Raw genomic sequence first — 23,201 nt, 5'->3', positions numbered from 1 at the left:
TGGCCCGTTGGTCAAGTGGTTAAGACACCGCCCTTTCACGGCGGTAACACGGGTTCGAATCCCGTACGGGTCACCATAATTCTTATACATAGTTGGAGGATTAGCTCAGCTGGGAGAGCACCTGCCTTACAAGCAGGGGGTCGGCGGTTCGATCCCGTCATCCTCCACCATTTATTTAAGCTGGAGGGGTAGCGAAGTGGCTAAACGCGGCGGACTGTAAATCCGCTCCTTCGGGTTCGGCAGTTCGAATCTGCCCCCCTCCACCATCATCTTATTGGGCTATAGCCAAGCGGTAAGGCAACGGACTTTGACTCCGTCATGCGTTGGTTCGAATCCAGCTAGCCCAGCCAGTAAGAGCCATTAGCTCAGTTGGTAGAGCATCTGACTTTTAATCAGAGGGTCGAAGGTTCGAGTCCTTCATGGCTCATATTAAGCGCCCGTAGCTCAATTGGATAGAGCGTTTGACTACGGATCAAAAGGTTAGGGGTTCGACTCCTCTCGGGCGCGCCATAAACGGGAAGTAGCTCAGCTTGGTAGAGCACTTGGTTTGGGACCAAGGGGTCGCAGGTTCGAATCCTGTCTTCCCGACCAGGAAATATCTTTAATTTATATATGCGGGTGTAGTTTAATGGTAAAACCTCAGCCTTCCAAGCTGATGTCGTGAGTTCGATTCTCATCACCCGCTCCATAACGGGCCTATAGCTCAGCTGGTTAGAGCGCACGCCTGATAAGCGTGAGGTCGGTGGTTCGAGTCCACTTAGGCCCACTAAAAAAGAGCATCTAGTTAAGATGCTCTTTTTCATGTAGATGTTTTTAAAAGAGATTGATACTGAAGAGACAAGTCATAAAATGCAGTACGATCTCGTTCATCTAATGCATAGTTAATTTGAGTTTCTAAAATGCTTTTTTTGTGTTTAAATAAGGCATCGTCAATAATCATGTCAATATACATATCAAGCACGTTATCAGCTTCGCGAATCTTTCTTTTGCGAGCGAGGGATTTCATCATCTCGGCGTACGATTTTTCATTGTTCATACATCATCACCTCTGCAGCCTTTTTCTTAGTATATAGAGTAAGGAACAAAAAAACAACTAATTTTCTAAATTTTTAGACGTATTTTATTGTATATTGGTCAGACAAATATAAATGTTTGAGTAGCTTTTGTTTCGGTAATGAAAGTAGTACAATGTTGATTAAGTTAGTAGTCATCAGTTAGGAGATTAAGTAATGGACTTTGATACAATTAAGGAATACTTAACGCTTGAAGGTGTGCTTGAACTTTTAAAAGAATATCAATCATTTGGCATTATACCGGGATTATTACTTCCTATTCTTGAAGCATTTATTCCAATTTTACCTCTTTTTGCTTTCGTTATGGCAAATGCTGCAGCATTTGGCTTATGGCTAGGGTTTCTAATTTCGTGGGTCGGGTCATGTGTAGGGGCGATTATTGTTTTTCTTATCTTTCGTCGATATGGACAAGCTCGCTTCTTGAATTTTATAAGTAGACATGCTCAAATTCGAAAGATTATGACTTGGGTTGAACGTCATGGGTTTGGTCCACTGTTTTTAATGCTATGCTTCCCATTTACTCCGTCAGCTGCTATTAATGTTGTTGCTGGCTTATCTAGGGTCAGTATGTCACAATTCGTATTAGCAGTTTTAGCAGGAAAAATGGTGATGATCTTTATGATGAGCTTTATAGGAGCTGACTTTATCTCCTTTATAAAACAGCCTACAAAAGCTATTGTTGTTTTAATTGTTGTTTTTGTATTATGGATTGTGGGAAAACAAATAGAGAGACGTCTAAATGTTCGTACAAATCAGTAGTAAAAATGAAGAGAGATTTTCTTTTCTGAATTCATGATTTCGATTTTGTAGAATATATGTTAAAATAAGGATAAAATTAGCATGTTTTGCTAATCTCTCTAGAAGCCTTACATGTTCTTTACCTCACTTTAATCTGTTGATTTCCCTGTTTTCTGAAAAGTTATGAATGTTTTGGACAATTCTCTACTACATATGTTAGTAAAAGGGTTGTTTAATTCATCGCTTTTGCACATGCTTTACGAATACGACGTGCTTGTCGTCAAGTAAAAGGGGGCTATGCATAGTATGAAGGCAAGCCTGTTCTTATGAACGTTCATACTATGTGGTAGGAGATGAGATTAAAAGATAAGGTGGCAATTATTACAGGCGCTGCAAATGGATTAGGCTTTGAAGCTGCACGAATTTTTGCAAAAGAAGGGGCAAAAGTAGCACTCGTTGATTATGATCAAGCTTTAGGTGAAGAGAAAGCAAAGGTTTTACGAAATGAAGGTGGAGACGTCACGTTCTTTCAAGTTAATGTGGCAGATCGTGATAATGTAGATGGAATGGTAGAAGAAGTAGTAGAAGCCTACGGCAAGATAGACATTTTAGTTAACAATGCCGGAATTACCAGAGATGCAATGTTAACTAAGCTAACAATGGAAGACTTTCAAGCAGTTATTAACGTTAACTTGACCGGTGTTTTTAACTGTACACAAGCTGTTGTCCCTCATATGGTGGCTCAAGGTAGAGGGAAAATTATTAGTACCTCATCTGTTTCAGGCGTATATGGGAATGTTGGACAAACCAATTACGCAGCGGCAAAAGCTGCGGTCGTAGGAATGACTAAGACTTGGGCGAAAGAACTTGGCCGTAAAGGAATCAACGTAAATGCCGTTGCGCCAGGGTTTATCGAAACGAACATGGTAGCTGCTGTTCCAGAGAAAGTCATTAATCAAATGAAGTCGACGATTCCGCTTCAAAGATTAGGACAGCCTTCTGATATTGGCTATGCATACTTATATTTAGCATCAGATGAATCTAATTATGTAAACGGAACCGTATTACATGTCGATGGTGGAATTATGATGTAATAGGAAAAATAAACCGTTTTGGCAATTAGCCAAAACGGTTTATTTTATTGGATTTCTTTACGTAAGTCCAGTAAAATAAATGGTAACAAAAAGGATAAAAATCGATAAAAGTATAGAAAAAGAACTTGTTGAACGTCACGTTTTTTTGTGGCGTTCAAATTCGTTAGGGGTGAACAAGATGCTACAGTTTATGCTGGGTAGGTCTGGAAGTGGTAAAACAACAGCGTGTTTAAATGCTATTCGCCAAGAATTGGTGCGAGAGCCACTGGGCAACCCAATTATTTATATTGTTCCAGAGCAAATGACCTTCCAATCAGAGTATGAGCTTATCCAAACGCCGGGATTGGGCGGGATGATGAGAGCTCAAGTTTATAGTTTTACGCGCTTGGCGTGGCGAGTTCTCCAGGAAGCAGGCGGCATTAGCCGTTATCATATTGATCAAACGGGCATGCATATGATGCTCAGAAAAATTATAGAGCAACAAAAAGAAGAGCTCACTTTATTTGCAGCAGCATCTGAAAAAGAAGGGTTTATTACAAAGCTAGAACAAATGTTGAAAGAATTTAAGCAGTATGGATTAGAGCCTGAATCGTTAGGGGCTCTGCAACAAGAGTTTAAAGACAATAACGAGCACGTGCTAGCGGACAAGCTGCATGATTTAGGAATTATATATCAAGAACTAGAAAAGCAGCTGCTAATGAAATATGTAGATAGCGAAGATTATTTAAAACTATTAGCTGAAAAAATTCCGCTTTCCTCATATTTAAAGAAAGCAGTTATTTATGTCGATGGATTTCATCATTTCACAAAGCAAGAAATAGATGTCTTAGTTGAACTTATGAAAGCTTGTTCAGATGTAACTGTCGCATTGACCGGAGATCATACACAAGCAAGTTATATACCAACCGATTTGCAGCTCTTTAGATTAACTGGAGAAACATATAGAGAATTAACAACAGCAGCACTAGAACATGGAATTGAAATAAAAGACCCTGTTTTATTAAAGGATAATATTCGCCATGCAAACAGCCCAGAGCTGTCTCATTTGGAGAAGTATTATGATGAGCGTCCAGCTGCTGAATTTTCTCAAAAGCCAACTCACATTTCTTTATATCCTGCTGTGAGTCGTCGTGCAGAGGTAGAAGGAATTGCAAGAGAAATTCAGCTACTAGTTAAAGACTCCAATTATCGGTATCGAGATATTGCTCTAGTTGTTCGAAATAAAAATGACTACGGCGAATTAATTGAAACCGTATTTCGTGATTATGAAATTCCATACTTTATTGATCAAAAAAGAGCAATGTTCCATCACCCAATCATTGAGTTTATTCGTTCCAGCTTAGAGGTAGTGAGTGGTTCGTGGCGCTATGAAAGTATTTTTCGTGCTATTAAGACGGATATGTTTTTTTCGATAGAGGCTGAGGTTGAAGCATTGAGAGAAGGTATGGATCAATTTGAAAACTACGTATTAGCATACGGGATTCAAGGTACTAAGTGGACGAATGGTGAAAGGTGGAAATACCGAAAATATCGTTCATTAGAGGATATGAATCTACCAAAAACGGATGAGGAAGTACAGTTTGAAGAAAAAATTAATGAGCTAAAAGAACTTGTTGTAAACCCACTTATGAAACTACAGCAGGCCTTAAAGAAAGGAAAGACGGGAGAGGAAAAAGCAAAAGCTCTTTATCTCTTTTTGACAGAGCTAAGCATCCCACAAAAAATTGAGAAGCTTCGTGACCATTGTGAAGAAAATGGAAAGGTACAGGAAGCACGGGAACATGAACAAGTATGGAAAGCTGTCTTAAAGCTGTTTGATCAATTTGTAGAAATGATGGGAGAAGAAAAAGTGTCCATCAAGCTATTTGCTGAGCTTTTTGAGACAGGATTAGATAGCATGCAGTTTGCTATTGTCCCACCATCGCTTGACCAAGTCCTTGTTGCAAGCTTTGAACGCTCTCGTTTTTCTAATATTAAAGCTACCTTTATCGTAGGTGTGAACGATGGTGTAATACCAGCTAAGCCGCAGGGAGACAGTATTTTATCTGATCAAGACCGCGACGAATTATTCAAATCAGGTGTGACGCTAGCTCCAACTGGTAAGCAGCAGCTGTTTGATGATCAGTTCTTGATTTATTTAGCGCTTGTAAGTTCTGAAGAAAAGTTATATATCAGCTACCCACTAGCGAATGATGAAGGGAAGTCTTTGCTTCCGTCTTTAGTTATTAACCGACTGAAAGAGCTCTTTCCACTACTTGAAGAAACGTTGTTAATGAATGATCCTACAAGTTTAGAAGAGGAAAAGCAGCTTGACTATATTGCGAATCCGTTGTCTACGATGGCTTATTTAGCAAGTAACTTACAGGCTTGGAAACGACATTATCCAATGAGCGATGCATGGTGGGACGTTTATAACTTTTATATGACTTCAGACTGGAAAACGTATAGTCAAAGAGTTCTGAGCAGCTTATTTTATCAAAACGATGCAAAGCGATTAAGTAAAAAGACGAGTGAGCGCTTGTATGGAAAACATATTCAAGCAAGCGTATCACGCATGGAGAAGTTTGAAGCCTGTCCTTATTCGCATTTTGCTTCTCATGGCTTAAAGCTGAAGGATCGAAAAGTATTTCAGCTAGCGGCACCTGATATTGGTGAGCTTTTTCACGCAGCGTTAAAGCATATTTCGGATAAGTTACGAACTGGTGAGAAAGATTGGAAGCAGTTAACGAAAAAAGATTGTCAATCCCTTTCAGCCACTGCAGTTCAAGAATTAGCGCCGCGCTTACAAAACGAAATATTGCTGAGCTCGAATCGTCATCAATATCTCGCATATAAGTTACAGCAAGTAATTGAAAGAGCGTCGATTGTATTAAGCCAACATGCAAGAGCGAGCGGTTTTGTACCAGTTGGACTAGAGTTAGGATTTGGTCCTAATGCAGAGCTACCTTCCATGACCTTTACGCTTCCAAATGGGCATACGATGGAGCTAGTCGGACGAATTGATCGAGTGGATAAAGCAGAAAGCTCTAAAGGGATACTACTTCGGATTGTCGATTATAAATCGAGTGACAAAGCGTTAAATTTACTGGAGGTCTATTATGGACTTTCACTTCAAATTCTCGCATATTTGGATGTAGTGGTAACTCACGCTGAGCAGCTTTTGAAAACTAACCAAGGTGCTTTACCTGCAGGTGTTTTATATTTCCACGTTCATAATCCGATGGTTAATAGTACAAATAGTCTGAGTGAAAATCAGATTGAAGAAGAAATCTTTAAGAAATTTAAGATGAAAGGCTTACTGCTAGGTGATGAAGAAGCGGTTCGCCTAATGGACGAAACGCTTGAGTCCGGTCATTCACAAATTATCTCAGCTGGTATTAAAAAAACAGGTGGTTTCTATGCGAATTCTTCTATTGCATCTGAAACGGACTTTACACATCTTAGACAATATGTACGTAAAAAGTTTGTGGAGGCAGGGACAGAAATTACTGAAGGTAAAATTGACATTGCTCCCTATAAACTTAAAGATAAAACACCGTGTGCTTTTTGTGACTATCGTTCGATTTGTCAATTTGATGAAGCATTAAGCGAAAATGAATATCGTCAGTTAAGAAATGAAAATCAAAATAGCATTCTAGAAAAAATACGAGAGGAGGATAAGCATGAGTCAGGAACGAATGAGTAAGCCAGCGGATTCGCAGTGGACAGATGACCAGTGGAAAGCCATTGTATCATCTGGGCAAGATATTTTAGTAGCAGCCGCCGCAGGTTCAGGGAAAACAGCTGTGTTAGTTGAGCGTATTATTCGAAAAATTATCGATCCTGAAAATCCAGTGGACGTCGACCGTTTGTTAGTCGTAACGTTCACAAACGCTTCAGCAGCAGAGATGCGTCATCGTATAGGAGAAGCTTTAGAAAAAGAGTTAAAGGTAAATCCATCTTCCTTACATTTAAGAAGACAGCTACACTTACTAAACCGATCGTCTATTTCAACTCTTCATTCATTTTGTCTGGAAGTTATTCGCACCTATTACTATATGATTAACTTAGATCCAGGTTTTCGAATCGCAGACGATACTGAAGCGGAACTCTTAAGAGAAGAAGTATTAGACGAGCTTTTTGAAGAGCAGTATAGCCTTGAAGGTAATCAATCATTCTTTGAATTGGTGGACCGCTATACGAGTGACCGTCATGACTTGGACGTGCAGCATATGGTTCGCAGATTATACGATTTTGCTCGTTCTAATCCAAATCCAAATAGGTGGTTAGATATGCTCCTTCGCCAATATAGCATTGATGAAGAAGCTACAATTGACTCTCTTCCATTTATGAGTTTTTTAATGGACGAAGTGAAAAAGCAGCTGAGCGGTGTTCAAGCTATGCTAAACCAAGCCTCTAGGCTCACAACCATGCCTGGAGGTCCAGCCCCAAGAAAAGTAAATATTGAAGATGATTTAGCTCAGGTTAACCGTATGCTTGCAGCTGGCACTTTTGCTGAGCTACATGAACATATGCAAATTCTTAGCTTTACGCGTTTAAAGCCGTGTAAAGGTGACGAGTATGATGTTGCCTTACTTGATGAGTTTGGAGAGCTTCGTAAAAAAGCAAAAGCAGCTCTTGAAAAATTGCAAGGTGATTTATTTTCTCGTCCGCTTAGTGGATACATGAGTGACTTTCAGAAAATGTATCCTGTAGTAGAAGTTCTCGTATCGCTTGTAAGGAAGTTTGGTAATCGCTATGAAGCAGAAAAGAGAGCGAAAGGGCTCGTGGACTTTTCAGACTTAGAACATTATTGCTTGCAAATTTTAAGCCATTCTGTAGATGGAAGGGTTGAACCTTCTGAAGTCGCTTATAAATATAAAACGCAGTTTGTTGAGGTTTTAGTAGATGAATACCAAGATACGAATATGGTACAAGAGACCCTCATTCAGCTTGTGACGCATAATGATGGTAAAAATGGTAACCTTTTTATGGTTGGTGACGTCAAGCAATCTATTTATCGCTTTCGTTTAGCAGAACCGTTTCTGTTCCTTGGAAAATATAAAACTTTTACACATGACGGTCGAAAAAATGGTATGAAAATTGACTTGAATAAAAACTTCCGCAGTCGCTCTGAGATTATCGATGCGACCAACTTTATCTTTCAGCAGTTAATGGATGAAGAAGTTGGCGAAATCGCCTATGACAATGATGCATCTTTGAAGCTAGGAGCATCGTATCCTAGCAGTAGTGAGATGGAGTCTGAACTTTTGCTCATTTCCAAGGAAGGTGGAGCAGAGGAAGAAGAGTCGGATTTAGTAGAGTTTTCAGAAGCAGAGCTAGAAACAGCTCAGCTAGAAGCTCGCGCAATGGCTCGGAAGATAAAACAGCTTGTTCAAGATCGTTTTCAAGTATACGATCGTAAGCTAGATGTGATGCGAAACGTAACGTATCGAGATTTTGTTATTTTACTGCGTTCTATGCCTTGGGCACCACAAATTATGGAAGAGTTTAAGCAAGAAGGAATTCCTGTTTATGCAGATCTTTCATCAGGGTATTTTGATGCAACGGAAGTAATGATGATGATGTCTTTATTAAAAGTCATTGATAATCCATATCAAGATATTCCGCTTGCTTCTGTATTGCGTTCTCCAATTGTAGGCTTGTCAGATGAAGAGCTTGCTTTAATTCGTGCTGAGGATAAGAAGGGAACGTACTATGAAGCGATGAAAAATTATGTGCGCATATCTCCTGAAGGAAATCTTCAAGAAAAGCTTCATCATTTTGCCATAAAGCTTAGTGAGTGGAGAACAAAAGCACGTCAAACTTCTTTATCTACACTTATCTGGCAAATTTATCGTGATACAGGATTTTATGAGTTTGTAGGAGGTCTGCCTGGAGGTAAGCAGCGTCAAGCAAACTTAAGAGCTTTATATGACCGTGCACGTCAATATGAAGCGACGTCGTTTCGAGGCTTATTCCGCTTTCTACGGTTTATTGATCGTATGAAAGAGCGTGGAAATGATTTAGGAACGGCAAGGTCTTTAGGTGAGCAAGAAGATGTTGTTCGTTTAATGACAATCCATAGCAGTAAAGGTTTAGAGTTTCCTATTGTTTTCGTAGCTGGATTGAATCGTAAATTTAATCTAATGGATTTAAATAAATCTTATATTCTAGATAAAGAACTTGGCTTCGGTTCTAAATATATTGATCCAAAGCTTCGTATTACGTACCCAACGTTGCTTCAGCAAGTAATGAAACAAAAAATGAAAAAAGAAAGCATTGCCGAAGAGATGCGTGTTTTATATGTAGCGCTGACACGTGCTAAAGAAAAATTAATTTTAGTAGGAACTGTAAAAGATGCTGAGGCTCAAATGAAAAAATGGAGTCACGTGTTGACCCATGATCAATGGGAACTGCCGGCTTATATGCGTGTAGATGCAAAGTCTTATCTTGATTGGATTGGTCTTGCTCTGGCCAGACATCGTCACTTCGAAAAATGGATACCAGAAGAACAAAGAGCGGTGTTGCAAGAGGTGTATGAGCACAGCTCCAAGTGGGAAATTCAAACGATCCAAGCGGCGGAGCTATCTGAACAGCTTGTTGAAGAACAATTGGAGCATGAAGAACTGTTAGCTGCGGTACAAAAAGGTGATCAAGTTCATATTGAAAGTATCCATAAAGAACGCATTGAAGAGCGATTACGTTGGGAGTATGGTCATTTAGAAGCAACAACACATCGCTCTAAGCAATCTGTTTCTGATTTAAAGAGACAGTACCAAGCGAGCGGTGAAGAACAAGAAAGTCAGCTTATAACAGGCTTTAAGTCAACCATTGAAGATCGCCCGGCCTTTATGCAGTCGCATTCATTAACCGCAGCAGAACGTGGAACAGCTGTGCATACAGTGATGCAGCATTTACCATTTAAGGGATCGTTAACAATTGAAGCCGTACAAGAGCTTATTGATTCCCTCGTTACCAATGAAATTTTAACAACTGAGCAAGCAGAAAGTATTAACCCTTCTGACATTGCTCAATTTACGGAAAGTTTCATTGGACAACAGCTCAAAGAAGCAGAAAAGGTTTATCGTGAGCTGCCGTTTAGCTTAAATGTTTCAACGGAAGAAGTATACGGGTGGAACGATAATGAAGCAATTTTAGTCCAAGGGATTATAGATTGCTTATATGAATGGAATGGTCAGCTAATCCTCGTTGATTACAAAACCGATGATATAAAAAATCGCTTTAGCAATGACTTTAACAGCGCTGAAGAAATCTTGAAAAACCGCTATGAAGTGCAGCTGAAGCTGTATCGAAAAGCGGTAGAAACCATCGTGAAAAAGCCGATAGCACATAGCTATTTATATTTTTTAGATGGTGGACATGTAATAGAAATAGAAGAGTAAAAAGAAGGCGAGCTTTTCGTCTTCTTTTTGTCAAGAAAAGGTGGGGAGCACATGAGGTTATTACATACGGCCGACTGGCACTTAGGGAGAACCTTAGAAGGTAGGAGCAGAATTGAAGAACAAGCTCAGTTCTTAGATGAGTTAGCTCAAATTGTAAAGGAAGAAAAAATCGACGCAATTTTAATGGCCGGTGATGTATTTGATACCGTTAATCCGCCCGCAGCAGCAGAGCAATTATTTTATGATAGTATGTCGAAGCTGAGTGAAAAAGGTAAGCGTCCAATTATTGTAATTGCGGGTAACCATGATAATCCCGATCGCTTATCTGCAGCCTCTCCGCTTGCATTTGAACAAAATATTACGCTCATAGGTTTACCGACAACTGATGTACAAGAGATTTACCTTCCAACTGTTGAAGAAACGTTAAAAGTAGGTGCACTTCCTTATCCATCAGAATCAAGATTAAAGGAAATGTTGGCTGAGGAAGACGATGAATTGTTGCTTCGAAACTCATATGATGAGCGAGTAGGCGAAATCTTTTTAAAGATGAGCTCACATTTTACAAACGACAGTGTAAACATTGCCATGAGTCATATCTATGTTGCGGGAGGAAGCTCAACAGATTCTGAACGGCCAATTGAAGTAGGTGGAGCGTATACGGTGGCAGCGTCAAGCCTTCCAGCGGCAGCTCAGTACGTAGCGCTTGGGCATCTTCACCGACCGCAGGACATCAAGCGAGCTTCTACAAAAGCTCGTTATTCGGGTTCACCCCTTGCCTATAGCTTTTCTGAATCAGGCTATACCAAATCCGTAACGATACTCGATGCTAAGCCGGGAGAAGAAGTGAAGGTAACGGAAATTCCTTTATCAAGCGGAAGACCACTTACAAGATGGAAAGCGAAAAACGGTATCGCAGAAGTGTACCAGTGGCTGGATGAAGGAAAAGATAGCACTGCTTGGATTGATTTAGAGATTCACTTAGAAGATGCATTGTCTCTTGAAGAAATTCACCGATTACGTAAGCTGCACAAAGGGTTCATTCATATCCGACCGGTTTTTAAAGAGGAAGAAACTGTTCAAGTTCAACAAGAACAGCGAAACGTTCCAATCGAAGAGTCGTTTGCTAAATTCTATCGGAAGCAAACGGGGGGAGCGACACCAAGCGACGAGTTGGTTCAACTCTTTTTATCATTGATTCATACACGAGAAGCAGAAGAGGAGGAGTAGAAGATGAAGCCAATTACGTTAACAATAGCAGGCTTGCACAGCTTTAGAGAAAAACAAGTTATCGATTTTACAAGCTTATGTTCTGGCGGTGTGTTCGGTATTTTTGGTCCAACAGGCAGTGGTAAATCTTCTATTTTAGATGCGATGACTCTTGCGCTTTACGGCAAAGTAGAAAGGGCAGCTAACAACACGCATGGCATTTTAAATCACGCCGAAAACGAAGTGAAAGTTGCTTTTACGTTTGAATTAGAAAATGCAAATCATAAAAAGCGCTATACCGTCGAGCGTAGCTTCAAGCGTTCAGATGAAATGCGAGTAAGGTCAGCAACCAGCCGTTTTATTGAAGTAGGAGATGAAACAATCGTACTGGCTGATAAAACAAATGACGTAAACCAGCAGGTTCAGTCGCTATTAGGTTTAACAATCGACGACTTTACGCGCGCTGTTGTATTGCCACAAGGGAAATTTGCTGAGTTTTTATCATTGAAAGGCACGGAGCGCCGTCAAATGCTGCAGCGTTTATTTAATTTAGAGCAGTACGGTGATCAACTTAACAAAAAAATTCGTTCAAATGTTCAGCTATTAAAAGGTGAAATTGATACGATTTCTGCAGAGCAGACGGGATTAGGGGAAGCATCAGAGGAAAGTGTTAAGCAAGCAGAGCAGGTCCTTCAAGAGCGTATCATTTTGCTGGAAAAGCGTGAGTGCGAACTGAAAGACATTGAAAAGTTGTACGATGAACAAACTGCGATTTGGAATGATATGCAAATCAAACATGAATTAGAAGAAACGTTAAAAGAATTAAATGAGCAAGAGCTGCTTATAAATGAGAAGCGAAAACAAGTAGCTATAGCTGAAGAAGCAAAAAAATTGTTGCCATATCTAAACGCGTACGAGCAGCTTACGGTGAAAAAGCAAAAGACTCGTCAAAACGTATCAGCTATTCAAGAGAAGCTGCGTACCCAGTATGATAAGTATGAAAAAAGCCAGGTGGCGTATGACCAAGCACGGTTAACGAAACAGCAAGAACAGCCAAAGCTCTTTATTCGGAAAGAACAGTTAGAGCAAGCGAAAAAAATTCAAGAACTGATACAGGAGCTAGAAAAGAACTACGTTGAAAAGCAAGCAGCATATAACCAGGCCTCAGCTGATGTAAAAGAGAGTTTGGAAGTGCTACAAAAGCTTGAAGCACAGTTAGAAAAAGGGAAATTGCTTCAAAGTAGCTTGAAAAAAGAATTAGAAACGGTAAAAGTTTCTGACACAGAGCGTGAACAAGTTTATGAAGCTGCAATAAAAGCAGAAAAAGCAGTGGAATTAAAGAGAGTTATAAAAGAACAAGAAGAAAAAGTACAGAAAAAGCAGTTAGAGCTGAAAGCAACTGAAGCAAACATTGAAAAACAAAAAGAGTTAAAACAAAGTCAAGCTTCTCAAGCACAAAAGCTATTTGTATCCACTCAGCGCATGTATCATATCGTTTGTGAGCGTGAACGTGAATTTGAACAGCTTTTTAGCTCGGTAAATCGTCAATTACAGTCACTGCGTGAGCAACAAATGAAGGAAAAGGTTAACCACTTAGCTCACCAGCTAGCCGATGGTCTCAGTGAAGGAAAACCATGTCCAGTGTGCGGTTCAAATGACCACCCTTCACCTGCAGTATCTAATGAGGTACACACCAACTTACAATTGGATGAACAGATTACCAGTTATGAATCAGAGAAGCATATACTAGATGAGCAAAAGCAAGAGTACGGAGCGTTAAAACTTCGCTTAGAGCAGCTTCATTCAATGTTACTCGATGCTTACCCCGAGGTCGCTGATACGAAGTATGACTTGCCGGCTATCCAGCCGTTAGAAGAGAATGGCGGTGAATACAGCACTAGGTTAAAAATTGAGCTGAAAGCCTTACAGCAAGATTACATTGAAGTTCGCGAGAAGCAATCAGACTTGTTACAGCGCTATAAACAAAGTGAAAAGCAGCAGCAAGATTTACTGTTTAGCAAGCAGCAACTCATAAAAGAGGTGGAAAATTTTACTGAAGAGTTAAGTAAGCACAACGACCATCAGGATACGCTTATTAAAGAATGGCATCAGCTATATCCACATCTAGAGATGAATAACATTCATGAAGTTCAAGAAAAAATGAAATTGCGAATTGCAGAGGAGCGAACACTTGTTGAACGCATCAATAAAAGCTATCAGTTTTTTGATGAACACCAACTTAAAATTGCGCATACAAGAGAAGGGTATGATCAAGCAACGCGTAAGAGTGTTCAGTTAGAAGCAGAACAGAAAAACCTTCATCAAGCCCTCCAAGAACAAAAAAGCATGCTTACGGAACTTTCAAAAGCAGGAGATGTAGCGTCAGAGCTAAAAGAGGTTGAACAGCGCATTCGTGAGCTAGATCAAACGGAGAATGCCTGTTATGAAACGCTAAATGGTATGCAAGTGACCTATCAAAAGCTACAGGCAAATGAGCATGCAGAGCGTAAAGCATTAGAAGATTTGACAGAACGGTATGAAGAAGTTAAAAAACAATGGGAAGAGCAGCTTCAACCGTCAGGCTTTACAGAAAAAGAGGAAGTAAAAAAAGCAGTTCAAACAAGTGATGATATACAGAAATTAACTGAAGAAATTCAAGAGTTTGAGGATAAGCTAAAACAAGCCAAAGCTGACATAGCTAAAGTTGAGAAAAAACTTAATGGTAAAGCTATAACTAAAGATAAGTGGGAAGAAACTAAATCTCTGCTGGTAAACAGAAAAGAAGCGGTTAGCGAAGCAAATCAGCTAAAGGGTGGAGCAGAAGAGACCTTAAAAGATATGTTAAAGAGACATGAACGCTTTAACGAGCTTGAAAAGCAAAGGGTAGAGAAAGAAACTTTGTTTGAACAGTATCAAAAGCTACAGTCTGTGTTTAAAGGTAATACGTTTGTTGAGTATATGGCTGAAGAACAGCTGATGGCGATTAGTCGAGATGCTTCAGAGCGATTAGCTATTTTAACACGTCACCGCTATGCAATTGAAGTGGATTCTCAAGGTGGATTTATTATGAGAGACGATGCTAACGGTGGAGTTAAGCGCCCGGTCTCAACTCTTTCAGGAGGAGAAACATTCTTAACGTCTCTTGCATTAGCCCTATCATTATCTGCACAAATCCAGCTTCGGGGAGAGTACCCTTTACAATTTTTCTTTTTAGATGAAGGATTTGGAACACTGGATGGAGAGCTTCTCGATACGGTTGTGACGGCTTTAGAAAAGCTACAGTCCGATAACCTATCAATCGGAGTTATTAGTCACGTGCAAGAGCTTCGAGCACGCTTACCTAAGCGTTTAATTGTACAGCCTGCTGATGCTACTGGTATGGGAACACGAGTAGCCGTTGAAACGTTATAAAGGGAAAGGTTGAAAAGCAGTGGGGAAAAAAGATCGTCACGTTGGCTGGTGCGAATTATGTGAACGAGAAGATGTTGAAATTACCGTTCATCATCTCACTCCTAAAGAAATGGGAGGGACATTTGAGCCTACTGCTAACCTTTGTATTCCGTGTCATAAGCAAATACATGCGCTTTATACGAATGCAGAATTAGCGGTTCGCTTAAATACAATTGCTCTACTAAGAGATGATCCACAGATTCATTCATTTATAAAGTGGATTCAAAAGCAGCCATCTTCACGAGTGCCTAAAATTAAAAAGTCGAATGAACGAAAAAAAAGATAAAAAAACAGCTGAAATGTCAGCTGTTTTTTTATGCATTGGCAACGTTGTTTTGATCTGCAAAATCGGGATCAAGCGTATTTGTTCCAGAGATTCCGGTATTGGTATTGACGAAGTTACCGGTGTTAACTGCTCCTGAGCCCGTACTCGTTTTTGATGAGCTTTTTGGGGATACATAAAAGGTATCTCCAAACGTTACAACACCGCCACCCACGCTTGTAATACTAACAGGACCGATTAAAGCTGGCATAATATCCACCCTTTATTATCGTGATAATAATCTAGTGTATGATGAAGCGGTAAGATTTGTTCATCTTGTTGCATCGTCTTGAAGGGTGTCTTGAAGTTCACTGGCTGTTGTACTTAGCTGTTTTTCTAGGCCGATATCAGGAGTTTGTGGTGTATCTCCTTCAAGTTGGCGGATATGTTTAATTCGTGCTTCCGCATCAATGGTACATGTGGAGCCCACATGAATAACTGAAGAGAATGAGCATCCTCGAATAGTAACACGGTCCACTTTAATAAGTGGGGCAGTATTATTTACTTGCATATTGATAAACTCATTTATTGGCTGTGGTATAGGCTCATTAAAAACATCGTAAGAATTGAAATCTCCTTCACGTCCATAAAATAAAGGATATTCCCGCTTTATTGCTAGGACACGCGTCTTTAATACTATATGAGTAGAATCTCCAATCTGGCATAATGAGGATGATAAAAGAGAATTTAATGTCAAATGATTGACTTGAGAAATTCTAGATAGCATAAAAAAGTCTCCTTTATGAAAGAGATAGTGGAACGTAAGGACCAATAATAAGAGATTCCGCTGGTGTATCAAATGTTGCTGATAAATTGATATAGTGAGCGTCTCCAATTAAAAATACAGAGGATGAAGATACGCCGGTGATATCAATGTTTCCAACCATTAATTCTCGATTGATGACGGTATAGTTCATTGGTTGTGACCGCCTTTCTTTAAGGAATCGGGTAAATAAGTTAAGAAAGCATCGATGCCTTTTTTGATATCTTCATAAATTTTCTCTATAATTTGGGGCTTAATTGCTTCAAAGTTTTGTTCTAATTCTTCAGGTTGAACTTGATTTAGATAATAGGTAATACGTTGTTCTAACTGCTTTTTTACGTCTTCAATTATAAAGTCGTAGTACGCTCCTTCAATGGTCATAGAGCGCTGGTCAAGAACATGCTGAACCATTGAATAGCCGTGTTGGTCAAGTTCAGACGTCATAGATGCGTATATATCTTCAACCCAATGTTTCAGCGTATTACGATCAAGTGGCTTTAGACTCGGGTTTTGTGGTCCTTGCTGTGGAAGCGTAATTTCAGGAGTTTGATTATTTAGGATAATGTCTTCTAGATTGTCTGGTGTAAGCGGGTTTAAGCCAATGTTTAATGTGCCATCAAGGGAGTCGATTTTTAGTTGTTCAAATTTATATTCAATTTTTTCAATATTAATAGGCGTTTGTTCTTCTAAATCTTTTAACTGTTGCTCTAGTTTTTGAACGGTTGATTCAAGGGTAGCAACTCGCACTGATAGCTGTTCAATATAACGATGCATTTGCTGTGTATAGTCCATGTTTTTCATATTTGGCACCTTCTTTCACCCTGTATGCAAATTGTCATTTAAAGATGATATATTTTATACATATGGTGAAGAAGTTATGAACATGTCAGTTGTTCGGCCGAACAGGTGGGGTGAGCGACTGAGAATAAGGTGCTGGAACGGCTGAAGATTGTGTCGGTGTGAAAGTAGATGGAGAAACTGAGCCGAGAATCCCTTTTTTTTGTTCATCAGGGGCTGGTCCAGTAAAGCCACCTGTATTAAATAAGTTAGAGTTAGGTTTAATGATGCCTGCGCTGCCGATTTGTAATACAGATGAGTTACTGACAGCACTTACTTTTAAACTTTGGATACAAATGCTTTGATTTACATAGAAGTTCAATGGAGATAGCTCCTTTCTGTTAAAACTTAAGCATTAGCGGTAATGTTTTGGTCACTCAAATCACTATCTTGAACGTTCGTTGCGCTTTGTTGGTTAATGACATGCAGGCGGTCTCCAGTATTAAACGATCCCGCTCCAGCAAATGTTTTAGCTGTTGAAATGGGAGCAATACTATATACATCGCCAATATGCAGAACTCCAGAAGAACCGACACTGTTTACGTTGACAACACCGACGATGGCTGGCATAAGCAAACATCCTTTTTCATTATAGTCTCTTATCATGGTATGAAAAGAATGTTAAAAAGTTCTTTCTGTTCATATGTATTCATATTTAAAGCGATATATGACAGATATGTGAAAGTGATAAGCGCATTGTTGTTTGGTGCTTATGTGCAGTGGTGAGAAGGCTTGTATTCGTGGTATGATATGGAATGAAAGGAGTGGATACGATGATTCATTTACATGTAACATTATGGACATTATTGTTGATTGGTTTTGTGGTAGCGGTTGTTTTAACGAAGTCTGGTAAAGGAAGAGGCGCAAAGATTGTACATATGATTACTCGTCTGTTGTATGTGCTTGTGTTGTTATCAGGTGCTCATTTGCTAGCAGACTGGTATCAGTTTAAAGGACAAGCTCTTATTAAAGGATTGGCTGGGGTTCTAGTGCTAGTTGGTATGGAAATGGTACTTGTTAGAACGAAAAAAGCCAAAGCAACGGGAGGTGCATGGGCACTTCTAATCGTAGCGCTTGTGCTAGTATTCTATTACGGATATGTTGTTTTAGGTTAAAAGCTGCTGATATAGGCAGCTTTTTTTGTTATTTGAAAGAGGGAAGGACGCATGCAACTGGGGTGATTTCCACTCCGGATTGTTCGCTTTCCACGGGGCTCGCTTTGAACTTCCTCGTCATTACGTTCCTGCGGGAAATAGAGGGAAAACTGAGATCCCGCAGCGCAGCGAGGAAGCTCAGGTTCCTCCCCGCGGAAAGCGAGTGGCCGTAGCGCAATGGAACGAACGTGTTCTGACAACGTAAAGAGGTGAGAAAAGGGAGTGTTCGTCTTTTGGAAAATCTGTTTTGTTATGTCCCATCCTCTTCACGTTATCTATTTATCATTTATACTGCTTGTTATACATCCTTATTTTAGATTGCGTTTAACAAAAAAATCGTACGGAACAAAGGATTCTTTCCGTACAATTGTATGGGCCTGCTAATGTCATGGGTGTGTTGTATTCTTTGTTTTGCTTATTGATGTATGATTGTACTTCTGCAGCTTAGTGAAGAATTAAATTCATTGAGCGATTTCCGTCGCTTAACGTGTATTCGAAGCGGTCTAAACCGTTTTCGCCACGTTCAAATAAGTGTTGAACGGAACAAATGATTTCTTCATTATCAAAGATTAGAAAGTTTGCTCCTTTTGTATCTTTATCTTCTGGCAGGAAACAAAGCGTATTGTGACAATAGATACAGTCATAAAGTGAGATATTTAATGAATTTAAGTGGGTTGTAAGGGTGTGAAACGCTTCTTTTTTTAGGTGTTTCAGTAATTGCTCATATGCGTATGGAAGCTTTCTTGTTACGCGAAGCTTATCACCATTTTTAATTCGATAAATCATGTTGTGAATCTTAAATTGGTGATCTGAGACGAATAGTCCCTTTTCCCAACTCATATTGACGTATAGCTCAACGGATTCGTTTAAGATATCGTTTAGCATAGATGCTTCATCTGTTTCTTCATCAAAGAAAATCCATTCTGAATCAATGTATTCAACAGTTCCCGTCATAAAAGAACGGGGCTGATTTTGTAGAATAGAATGTTTTGAATCACTCTTCATTTTACAAACCTCCATATACAAAATTGTTATTTGTTTGTATTTCCTAAAACAAAGGCGTTTATAACCAAAATAATTGAAATAAAATAGATGGACAAATCAACTGTGTGAATTCCATGCATACAATGGCATTATTTCATTCATTACAAAGCGCGTAAGGAAAGGATGATAACTAATGTGTGGTATCACCGGATGGGTTGATTTTAAACGGTCCTTGTTAGGTGAACAAGGCATCGTTAAAAAAATGGCGGAAACATTAGAAAAGCGAGGTCCTGATGATACAAACGTGTGGGTTCAACAGCATGCGGCGTTTGGGCATAAGCGATTGGTTGTGGTAGATCCACAAGGTGGCAAGCAGCCGATGACTAGACAGAAAGAGCAAAAAGAATATACGATTTGCTATAATGGTGAGCTTTATAATACAGAAGATATTCGCAAAGAGTTATTGAAGCGAGGGTATGAATTCCAAGGGCACTCTGACACGGAAGTACTACTAACAGCTTATGTTGAATGGAAAGAGGAGTGTGTGGACTATTTCAACGGAATTTTTGCTTTTGCTATTTGGGATGCGTCTGAAGAAAAGTTATTTATCGCACGTGACCGTCTAGGCGTCAAGCCTTTATTTTATCGATCGTATGATGGTGGAATACAATTTGCATCAGAATTAAAAGCGATTTTAGCTCACCCAGAAGTACCAGCTGAAATTGGCTTAGATGGATTAGCTGAAGTGTTAGGATTAGGCCCTTCACGCTCTCCAGGGCACGGTGTTTTTAAAGGAATTGATGAATTAAGGCCTGCTCATGCAATGACGCTAAGTAAAAGTGGACTTAAAGTGTGGAGATATTGGAATGTGAAAAGTGCAAAGCATACAGATTCATTAGCAGAAACAACGGAAAGAGTAAAGTTTTTAGTTGAAGATGCGATTGTGCGTCAATTAGTATCAGATGTTCCAGTGTGTACATTTTTATCAGGTGGAGTAGATTCCAGCGCCATTACAGCAATTGCAGCTAATTCATTTAAAGAGAATGGGAAAGGTCAGCTTCATACGTATTCGATTGATTATGAAGACAATGACAAATTCTTTAAAGCAAATGAATTTCAGCCGAACTCAGACTATACGTATATTCAGCTCATGTCTGATACCTTTCAAACCAATCATCATCGTTGCGTTATATCAACGGAAGACCTTGTGCATCATTTAACAGAAGCTGTAATTGTACGTGATTTGCCTGGAATGGCTGACGTAGATTCCTCATTATTATGGTTTTGTAGAGAAATTAAGAGGGATTTTGTTGTTGGATTATCTGGAGAATGTGCAGATGAAATCTTTGGGGGATATCCGTGGTTTCATCGCCAACACGACCTGCAATCCGATACGTTTCCTTGGATGCGTTCTTTAGAAGGACGAATGAACTTGCTACAAGATTCTTGGAGAAAGAAACTTAATTTAGAAGAATACGTAAGAGCTACCTACGATAAGACGATTAAAGAAGTGCCTGAACTAGATGGAGAATCAGGTGAAGATGCGCAGCGCCGCAAATTATTTTATTTAAACATGGTTTGGTTCATGACAACTTTATTAGACCGAAAAGATCGCATGAGTATGGGAGCTAGTTTGGAAGTACGGGTTCCGTTTGCTGATCATAGACTAGTAGAATATGCATGGAACATTCCTTGGGATATGAAAATGGTTGGTAATAAAGAGAAGGGGATTTTGAGAAAAGCATTAGAAGGGGTTTTACCACATGATGTTTTATATCGTAAAAAGAGTCCTTATCCTAAAACCCATAATCCAGCCTATACAAAAGCGGTAACGCTCTGGTTGGAGTCGCTTTTAGGAGACAAATCTTCAGCGCTTCATGAATTCTTTAATCGTGAGCAATTAAACGCGATTATTAAATCCGGTGGAGAAGACTTTAAAGTGCCTTGGTTTGGTCAATTAATGACAGGACCTCAGCTGCTTGCTCACCTAGCACAAATTCACGTGTGGTTTGCGCATAATAACATTCAAATTAAAGAGTAAAGTTATATAGCCTTTTGATTCAGAAATTTCTACTGAATCAAAAGGCTTTTTATATGGCGTGCTAGAGACGTCTATTTTGTAAAAGAGTGAGTAGTTAAACTACTTGCTCTTTTTTGTGTCTAAAAACACAAAAAAATTGAATTTTTTTACAAAAAATACAAACTTTGTTCTTAATTATTTAGTGATAACGATTACATAACATGTTTTTGAAAAAAAACTTATTTTTTATTGAAATTAGCTTGAATTTTTTGAAAAATCATCATATGATATTAAACATAACATACAATGTAATAAAATCTTACATTTAAACAGGGGGAACGATGAATGAAGAAGGTGGAAGCAATTATCCGTCCAGAAAAGTTTCAATCGTTACGTGAGAAGTTAGAAGAAGTGGGGATTAACGGTTTAACCGTTTCAGAAGTTGCCGGTTGTGGTCAACAAAAGGGAGAGCAAGGGTTGTTTCGAGGTCAGAGCTTCGAAATTAAACTCGTTCCTAAAGTAAAGGTTGAAATGGTCGTAGAAGCAGAACATGTTGATGAAATTATCAAAATCGTTCAATCTACTTGCTCAACAAACCAAATTGGTGACGGTAAGATTTTTGTCTATTCAGTTGAAGATGCGGTTCGTATTCGCACAGGCGAAGCGGGTTTACAAGCGATATTATAAAAACAGTGTGAAAGGATGATCATTGTATGAAGAAGAAAATAGGTACCTTATTAATGTTAGGTTTGTTGACATCGACAACAGCTTACGCAGCAGATCCAACGGTAGAATCGGTCAGCGCTTCGATTGATATGATGTGGGTCATGTTTGGAGCGGTGTTAGTATTCTTGATGCATGCCGGCTTTGCCATGGTAGAGACAGGTTTTACACGTTCTAAAAACGCATTAAACATCTTGATGAAAAATATGCTAACAGTGGCAATTTCGTCGGTCTTATATTTTGTTATTGGTTTCGCTTTAATGTTTGGAGATTCAAGCGGCGGCTTTATTGGAACAAGTGGCTTTTTCTTAAATGGTCAAAGCGATCAAATGAGTTTCTTTGTATTCCAAATTGTATTTGCTGCTACATGTGCAACAATTATCTCAGGTGCTGTTGCAGAGCGTATGAAGCTATCAAGCTACATCTTGTTAACGATTGCGATGGTAGCCGTTATTTATCCAGTTGTAGGCCACTGGATCTGGGGTGGTGGCTGGTTATCGGAACTAGGATTTGTGGACTTTGCAGGTTCCACGGTTGTTCACTTAACAGGTGCATTAGGAGCGGTTGTTGCAGTTTCATTTTTAGGAGCGCGTCTTGGTAAATACGGTAAAGATGGTTCTGTAAATGCAATTCAAGGACATAACATCCCTCTTGGAGCGTTAGGTGTATTCATTTTATGGTTTGGCTGGTTTGGATTTAATGGTGGAAGTACACTGGCTGCTGATCCATCATTAGTGCCTTCAATTATTGCCACAACGTTAATGTCAGCATCTTGTGGAGTATTATCTTCAGCACTTTATACGAAATTACGTTACAAGCGCATTGATGCAAGCTTAACGTTAAACGGTGCTTTGGCTGGGTTAGTTGGTATTACAGCAGGAACAGCAAATGTATCTATTCCAGGTGCAATCGTGATCGGTTTAATCTCTGGTGTAATCCTTGTTGAAGCTGTTAATATTATTGATAGTAAAATGAAGTTGGATGATCCCGTTGGAGCGATTACAGTTCATGGCGTATGTGGAATTTGGGGAACATTAGCAGTTGGGTTATTCGATACAGCAAATGGATTATTTTATGGTGGAGGCGCTCAATTACTTGGAGTTCAAGCGATTGGTATTCTAGCAGTTATGGCTTGGACAATGGGGACAGTTGGAATTTTCTTATTCGTCTTAACGAGAATTACATCCATACGTGTATCAAGCGAAGAAGAAATTGCTGGTTTAGATTTCGCAGAGCATGGCTCATCAGCTTACGAATTCCGTGAAAACTTATTATCTAAAGGAAGTGCAGATATCAATCCGGAATTTGGGTTAGGGCTAATTGATCGCTTGAACAGCGTCGGAAAAAGCTCTAGTAAAGTAAATAGCGGTGTGAAAGAATCGGTTTAGAAAGATATTAAGAGGCTGGGACATAAGTAATTCAGCCAATGATAAACCTGAACGATTGAGAGTT

General features: G+C 39.4%; 20 protein-coding genes and 9 tRNA genes. 21 read left to right on the top strand and 8 right to left on the bottom strand.

Annotation, left to right across the window (positions count from 1 at the left end):
• Window position 1: 1 nt before the first annotated feature.
• From AS180_RS16650 to AS180_RS16610, 9 genes are all read left to right on the top strand, one after another.
• Window positions 2-76: transfer RNA gene (locus tag AS180_RS16650), tRNA-Glu, on the top strand.
• Between the two features lie 18 nt (window positions 77-94).
• Window positions 95-170, top strand: a tRNA-Val gene (locus AS180_RS16645).
• A gap of 12 nt (window positions 171-182) precedes the next feature.
• Window positions 183-266, top strand: a tRNA-Tyr gene (locus tag AS180_RS16640).
• Window positions 267-275: 9 nt separating this feature from the next.
• Window positions 276-350 (top strand) — tRNA-Gln (locus tag AS180_RS16635).
• A gap of 4 nt (window positions 351-354) precedes the next feature.
• A tRNA-Lys gene (locus AS180_RS16630) sits at window positions 355-427 on the top strand.
• 6 nt (window positions 428-433) lie between these two features.
• A tRNA-Arg gene (locus AS180_RS16625) sits at window positions 434-510 on the top strand.
• Window positions 511-514: 4 nt separating this feature from the next.
• A tRNA-Pro gene (locus tag AS180_RS16620) sits at window positions 515-591 on the top strand.
• A gap of 23 nt (window positions 592-614) precedes the next feature.
• Window positions 615-688 (top strand) — tRNA-Gly (locus tag AS180_RS16615).
• A 4-nt stretch (window positions 689-692) separates the two neighbouring features.
• Window positions 693-766 (top strand) — tRNA-Ile (locus AS180_RS16610).
• A gap of 33 nt (window positions 767-799) precedes the next feature.
• Here AS180_RS16610 and AS180_RS16605 read toward each other — a convergent pair.
• Window positions 800-1,036 carry an IDEAL domain-containing protein gene (locus tag AS180_RS16605; RefSeq protein ID WP_025911202.1) on the bottom strand — a complete coding sequence of 79 codons (237 nt, stop codon included), beginning with the start codon at window positions 1,034-1,036 and terminating at the stop codon, window positions 800-802.
• 193 nt (window positions 1,037-1,229) lie between these two features.
• Here AS180_RS16605 and AS180_RS16600 point away from each other — a divergent pair, with 193 nt between their 5' ends.
• The 7 genes from AS180_RS16600 (at window position 1,230) to AS180_RS16570 (ending at window position 15,232) form a co-directional block, all read left to right on the top strand.
• A complete protein-coding gene (locus AS180_RS16600) occupies window positions 1,230-1,832 on the top strand; it encodes a TVP38/TMEM64 family protein (RefSeq protein WP_025911206.1) in 603 nt (200 codons plus the stop codon).
• Between the two features lie 332 nt (window positions 1,833-2,164).
• Window positions 2,165-2,905, top strand: coding sequence for a 3-oxoacyl-ACP reductase FabG (fabG, locus tag AS180_RS16595; RefSeq protein ID WP_025911208.1), 741 nt, complete (start codon window positions 2,165-2,167; stop codon window positions 2,903-2,905).
• Window positions 2,906-3,083: 178 nt separating this feature from the next.
• Window positions 3,084-6,590 (top strand): helicase-exonuclease AddAB subunit AddB, encoded by a 3,507-nt coding sequence (gene addB, locus AS180_RS16590; protein WP_062687175.1) that lies wholly within the window; start codon window positions 3,084-3,086, stop codon window positions 6,588-6,590.
• Entirely contained in the window at window positions 6,568-10,290 is a 3,723-nt protein-coding gene (gene addA / locus AS180_RS16585; RefSeq protein WP_025911211.1) for a helicase-exonuclease AddAB subunit AddA, read from the top strand. Before addB ends, addA begins: the two co-directional genes overlap by 23 nt.
• Before the next feature lie 51 nt (window positions 10,291-10,341).
• Window positions 10,342-11,517: an exonuclease SbcCD subunit D C-terminal domain-containing protein gene (locus tag AS180_RS16580; RefSeq protein WP_025911212.1), complete on the top strand. Its 1,176-nt coding sequence runs from the start codon at window positions 10,342-10,344 to the stop codon at window positions 11,515-11,517.
• Between the two features lie 3 nt (window positions 11,518-11,520).
• Window positions 11,521-14,907, top strand: coding sequence for an SbcC/MukB-like Walker B domain-containing protein (locus AS180_RS16575; RefSeq protein ID WP_062687174.1), 3,387 nt, complete (start codon window positions 11,521-11,523; stop codon window positions 14,905-14,907).
• Window positions 14,908-14,926: 19 nt separating this feature from the next.
• Window positions 14,927-15,232: an HNH endonuclease gene (locus AS180_RS16570; protein WP_025911214.1), complete on the top strand. Its 306-nt coding sequence runs from the start codon at window positions 14,927-14,929 to the stop codon at window positions 15,230-15,232.
• A gap of 28 nt (window positions 15,233-15,260) precedes the next feature.
• On the opposite strand, the gene AS180_RS16565 is transcribed toward AS180_RS16570, so the two are convergent.
• From AS180_RS16565 to AS180_RS16540, 6 genes are all read right to left on the bottom strand, one after another.
• Entirely contained in the window at window positions 15,261-15,479 is a 219-nt protein-coding gene (locus AS180_RS16565; protein ID WP_025911215.1) for a spore germination protein, read from the bottom strand.
• Window positions 15,480-15,539: 60 nt separating this feature from the next.
• On the bottom strand, window positions 15,540-15,995 hold the full coding sequence (locus AS180_RS16560) for a spore germination protein GerPE (protein ID WP_025911216.1): 456 nt from the start codon (window positions 15,993-15,995) through the stop codon (window positions 15,540-15,542).
• A gap of 13 nt (window positions 15,996-16,008) precedes the next feature.
• Window positions 16,009-16,185 carry a spore gernimation protein GerPD gene (locus tag AS180_RS16555; RefSeq protein ID WP_025911217.1) on the bottom strand — a complete coding sequence of 59 codons (177 nt, stop codon included), beginning with the start codon at window positions 16,183-16,185 and terminating at the stop codon, window positions 16,009-16,011.
• Window positions 16,182-16,832, bottom strand: a complete 651-nt coding sequence (gene gerPC, locus AS180_RS16550) for a spore germination protein GerPC (protein ID WP_226372985.1) — start codon at window positions 16,830-16,832, stop codon at window positions 16,182-16,184. Before gerPC ends, AS180_RS16555 begins: the two co-directional genes overlap by 4 nt.
• Before the next feature lie 85 nt (window positions 16,833-16,917).
• A complete protein-coding gene (locus tag AS180_RS16545) occupies window positions 16,918-17,190 on the bottom strand; it encodes a spore germination protein GerPB (RefSeq protein WP_061786000.1) in 273 nt (90 codons plus the stop codon).
• Window positions 17,191-17,216: 26 nt separating this feature from the next.
• Window positions 17,217-17,438: a spore germination protein gene (locus tag AS180_RS16540; protein WP_025911220.1), complete on the bottom strand. Its 222-nt coding sequence runs from the start codon at window positions 17,436-17,438 to the stop codon at window positions 17,217-17,219.
• A 203-nt stretch (window positions 17,439-17,641) separates the two neighbouring features.
• Here AS180_RS16540 and AS180_RS16535 point away from each other — a divergent pair, with 203 nt between their 5' ends.
• Both AS180_RS16535 and AS180_RS16530 read left to right on the top strand, forming a co-directional pair.
• The gene (locus AS180_RS16535) at window positions 17,642-17,983 is read left to right on the top strand and encodes a DUF1516 family protein (RefSeq protein ID WP_025911221.1); all 342 of its coding nucleotides are present in this window, start codon (window positions 17,642-17,644) and stop codon (window positions 17,981-17,983) included.
• Window positions 17,984-18,008: 25 nt separating this feature from the next.
• Window positions 18,009-18,227: a hypothetical protein gene (locus AS180_RS16530; RefSeq protein ID WP_025911222.1), complete on the top strand. Its 219-nt coding sequence runs from the start codon at window positions 18,009-18,011 to the stop codon at window positions 18,225-18,227.
• Window positions 18,228-18,466: 239 nt separating this feature from the next.
• Here the strand turns inward: AS180_RS16530 and AS180_RS16525 are convergent, their stop codons facing one another.
• Window positions 18,467-19,027 carry a DUF2777 domain-containing protein gene (locus tag AS180_RS16525; protein WP_025911223.1) on the bottom strand — a complete coding sequence of 187 codons (561 nt, stop codon included), beginning with the start codon at window positions 19,025-19,027 and terminating at the stop codon, window positions 18,467-18,469.
• 172 nt (window positions 19,028-19,199) lie between these two features.
• Here AS180_RS16525 and asnB point away from each other — a divergent pair, with 172 nt between their 5' ends.
• The 3 genes from asnB (at window position 19,200) to AS180_RS16510 (ending at window position 23,137) form a co-directional block, all read left to right on the top strand.
• Window positions 19,200-21,047: an asparagine synthase (glutamine-hydrolyzing) gene (gene asnB, locus AS180_RS16520; protein WP_025911224.1), complete on the top strand. Its 1,848-nt coding sequence runs from the start codon at window positions 19,200-19,202 to the stop codon at window positions 21,045-21,047.
• Between the two features lie 324 nt (window positions 21,048-21,371).
• Window positions 21,372-21,713, top strand: coding sequence for a P-II family nitrogen regulator (locus tag AS180_RS16515; protein ID WP_025911225.1), 342 nt, complete (start codon window positions 21,372-21,374; stop codon window positions 21,711-21,713).
• A gap of 26 nt (window positions 21,714-21,739) precedes the next feature.
• Window positions 21,740-23,137, top strand: coding sequence for an ammonium transporter (locus tag AS180_RS16510; RefSeq protein WP_025911226.1), 1,398 nt, complete (start codon window positions 21,740-21,742; stop codon window positions 23,135-23,137).
• Window positions 23,138-23,201 lie beyond the last annotated feature (64 nt).

This window comes from Priestia veravalensis, assembly GCF_001457055.1.
GTDB lineage: Bacteria > Bacillota > Bacilli > Bacillales > Bacillaceae_H > Priestia > Priestia flexa.
Note: the sequence above shows the minus strand (reverse complement) of the source record. Positions and strands in the feature narration are given on the sequence as shown.

Bases quoted from the DNA above. Each gene is read 5' to 3' on its own strand.
- AS180_RS16605 (WP_025911202.1), bottom strand. From the start codon at position 1,036: ATGAACAATGAAAAATCGTACGCCGAGATGATGAAATCCCTCGCTCGC.
- AS180_RS16600 (WP_025911206.1), top strand. From the start codon at position 1,230: ATGGACTTTGATACAATTAAGGAATACTTAACGCTTGAAGGTGTGCTT.
- fabG (WP_025911208.1), top strand. From the start codon at position 2,165: ATGAGATTAAAAGATAAGGTGGCAATTATTACAGGCGCTGCAAATGGA.
- addB (WP_062687175.1), top strand. From the start codon at position 3,084: ATGCTACAGTTTATGCTGGGTAGGTCTGGAAGTGGTAAAACAACAGCG.
- addA (WP_025911211.1), top strand. From the start codon at position 6,568: ATGAGTCAGGAACGAATGAGTAAGCCAGCGGATTCGCAGTGGACAGAT.
- AS180_RS16580 (WP_025911212.1), top strand. From the start codon at position 10,342: ATGAGGTTATTACATACGGCCGACTGGCACTTAGGGAGAACCTTAGAA.
- AS180_RS16575 (WP_062687174.1), top strand. From the start codon at position 11,521: ATGAAGCCAATTACGTTAACAATAGCAGGCTTGCACAGCTTTAGAGAA.
- AS180_RS16565 (WP_025911215.1), bottom strand. From the start codon at position 15,479: ATGCCAGCTTTAATCGGTCCTGTTAGTATTACAAGCGTGGGTGGCGGT.
- AS180_RS16560 (WP_025911216.1), bottom strand. From the start codon at position 15,995: ATGCTATCTAGAATTTCTCAAGTCAATCATTTGACATTAAATTCTCTT.
- AS180_RS16555 (WP_025911217.1), bottom strand. From the start codon at position 16,185: ATGAACTATACCGTCATCAATCGAGAATTAATGGTTGGAAACATTGAT.
- gerPC (WP_226372985.1), bottom strand. From the start codon at position 16,832: ATGAAAAACATGGACTATACACAGCAAATGCATCGTTATATTGAACAG.
- AS180_RS16540 (WP_025911220.1), bottom strand. From the start codon at position 17,438: ATGCCAGCCATCGTCGGTGTTGTCAACGTAAACAGTGTCGGTTCTTCT.
- AS180_RS16535 (WP_025911221.1), top strand. From the start codon at position 17,642: ATGATTCATTTACATGTAACATTATGGACATTATTGTTGATTGGTTTT.
- AS180_RS16525 (WP_025911223.1), bottom strand. From the start codon at position 19,027: ATGAAGAGTGATTCAAAACATTCTATTCTACAAAATCAGCCCCGTTCT.
- asnB (WP_025911224.1), top strand. From the start codon at position 19,200: ATGTGTGGTATCACCGGATGGGTTGATTTTAAACGGTCCTTGTTAGGT.
- AS180_RS16515 (WP_025911225.1), top strand. From the start codon at position 21,372: ATGAAGAAGGTGGAAGCAATTATCCGTCCAGAAAAGTTTCAATCGTTA.
- AS180_RS16510 (WP_025911226.1), top strand. From the start codon at position 21,740: ATGAAGAAGAAAATAGGTACCTTATTAATGTTAGGTTTGTTGACATCG.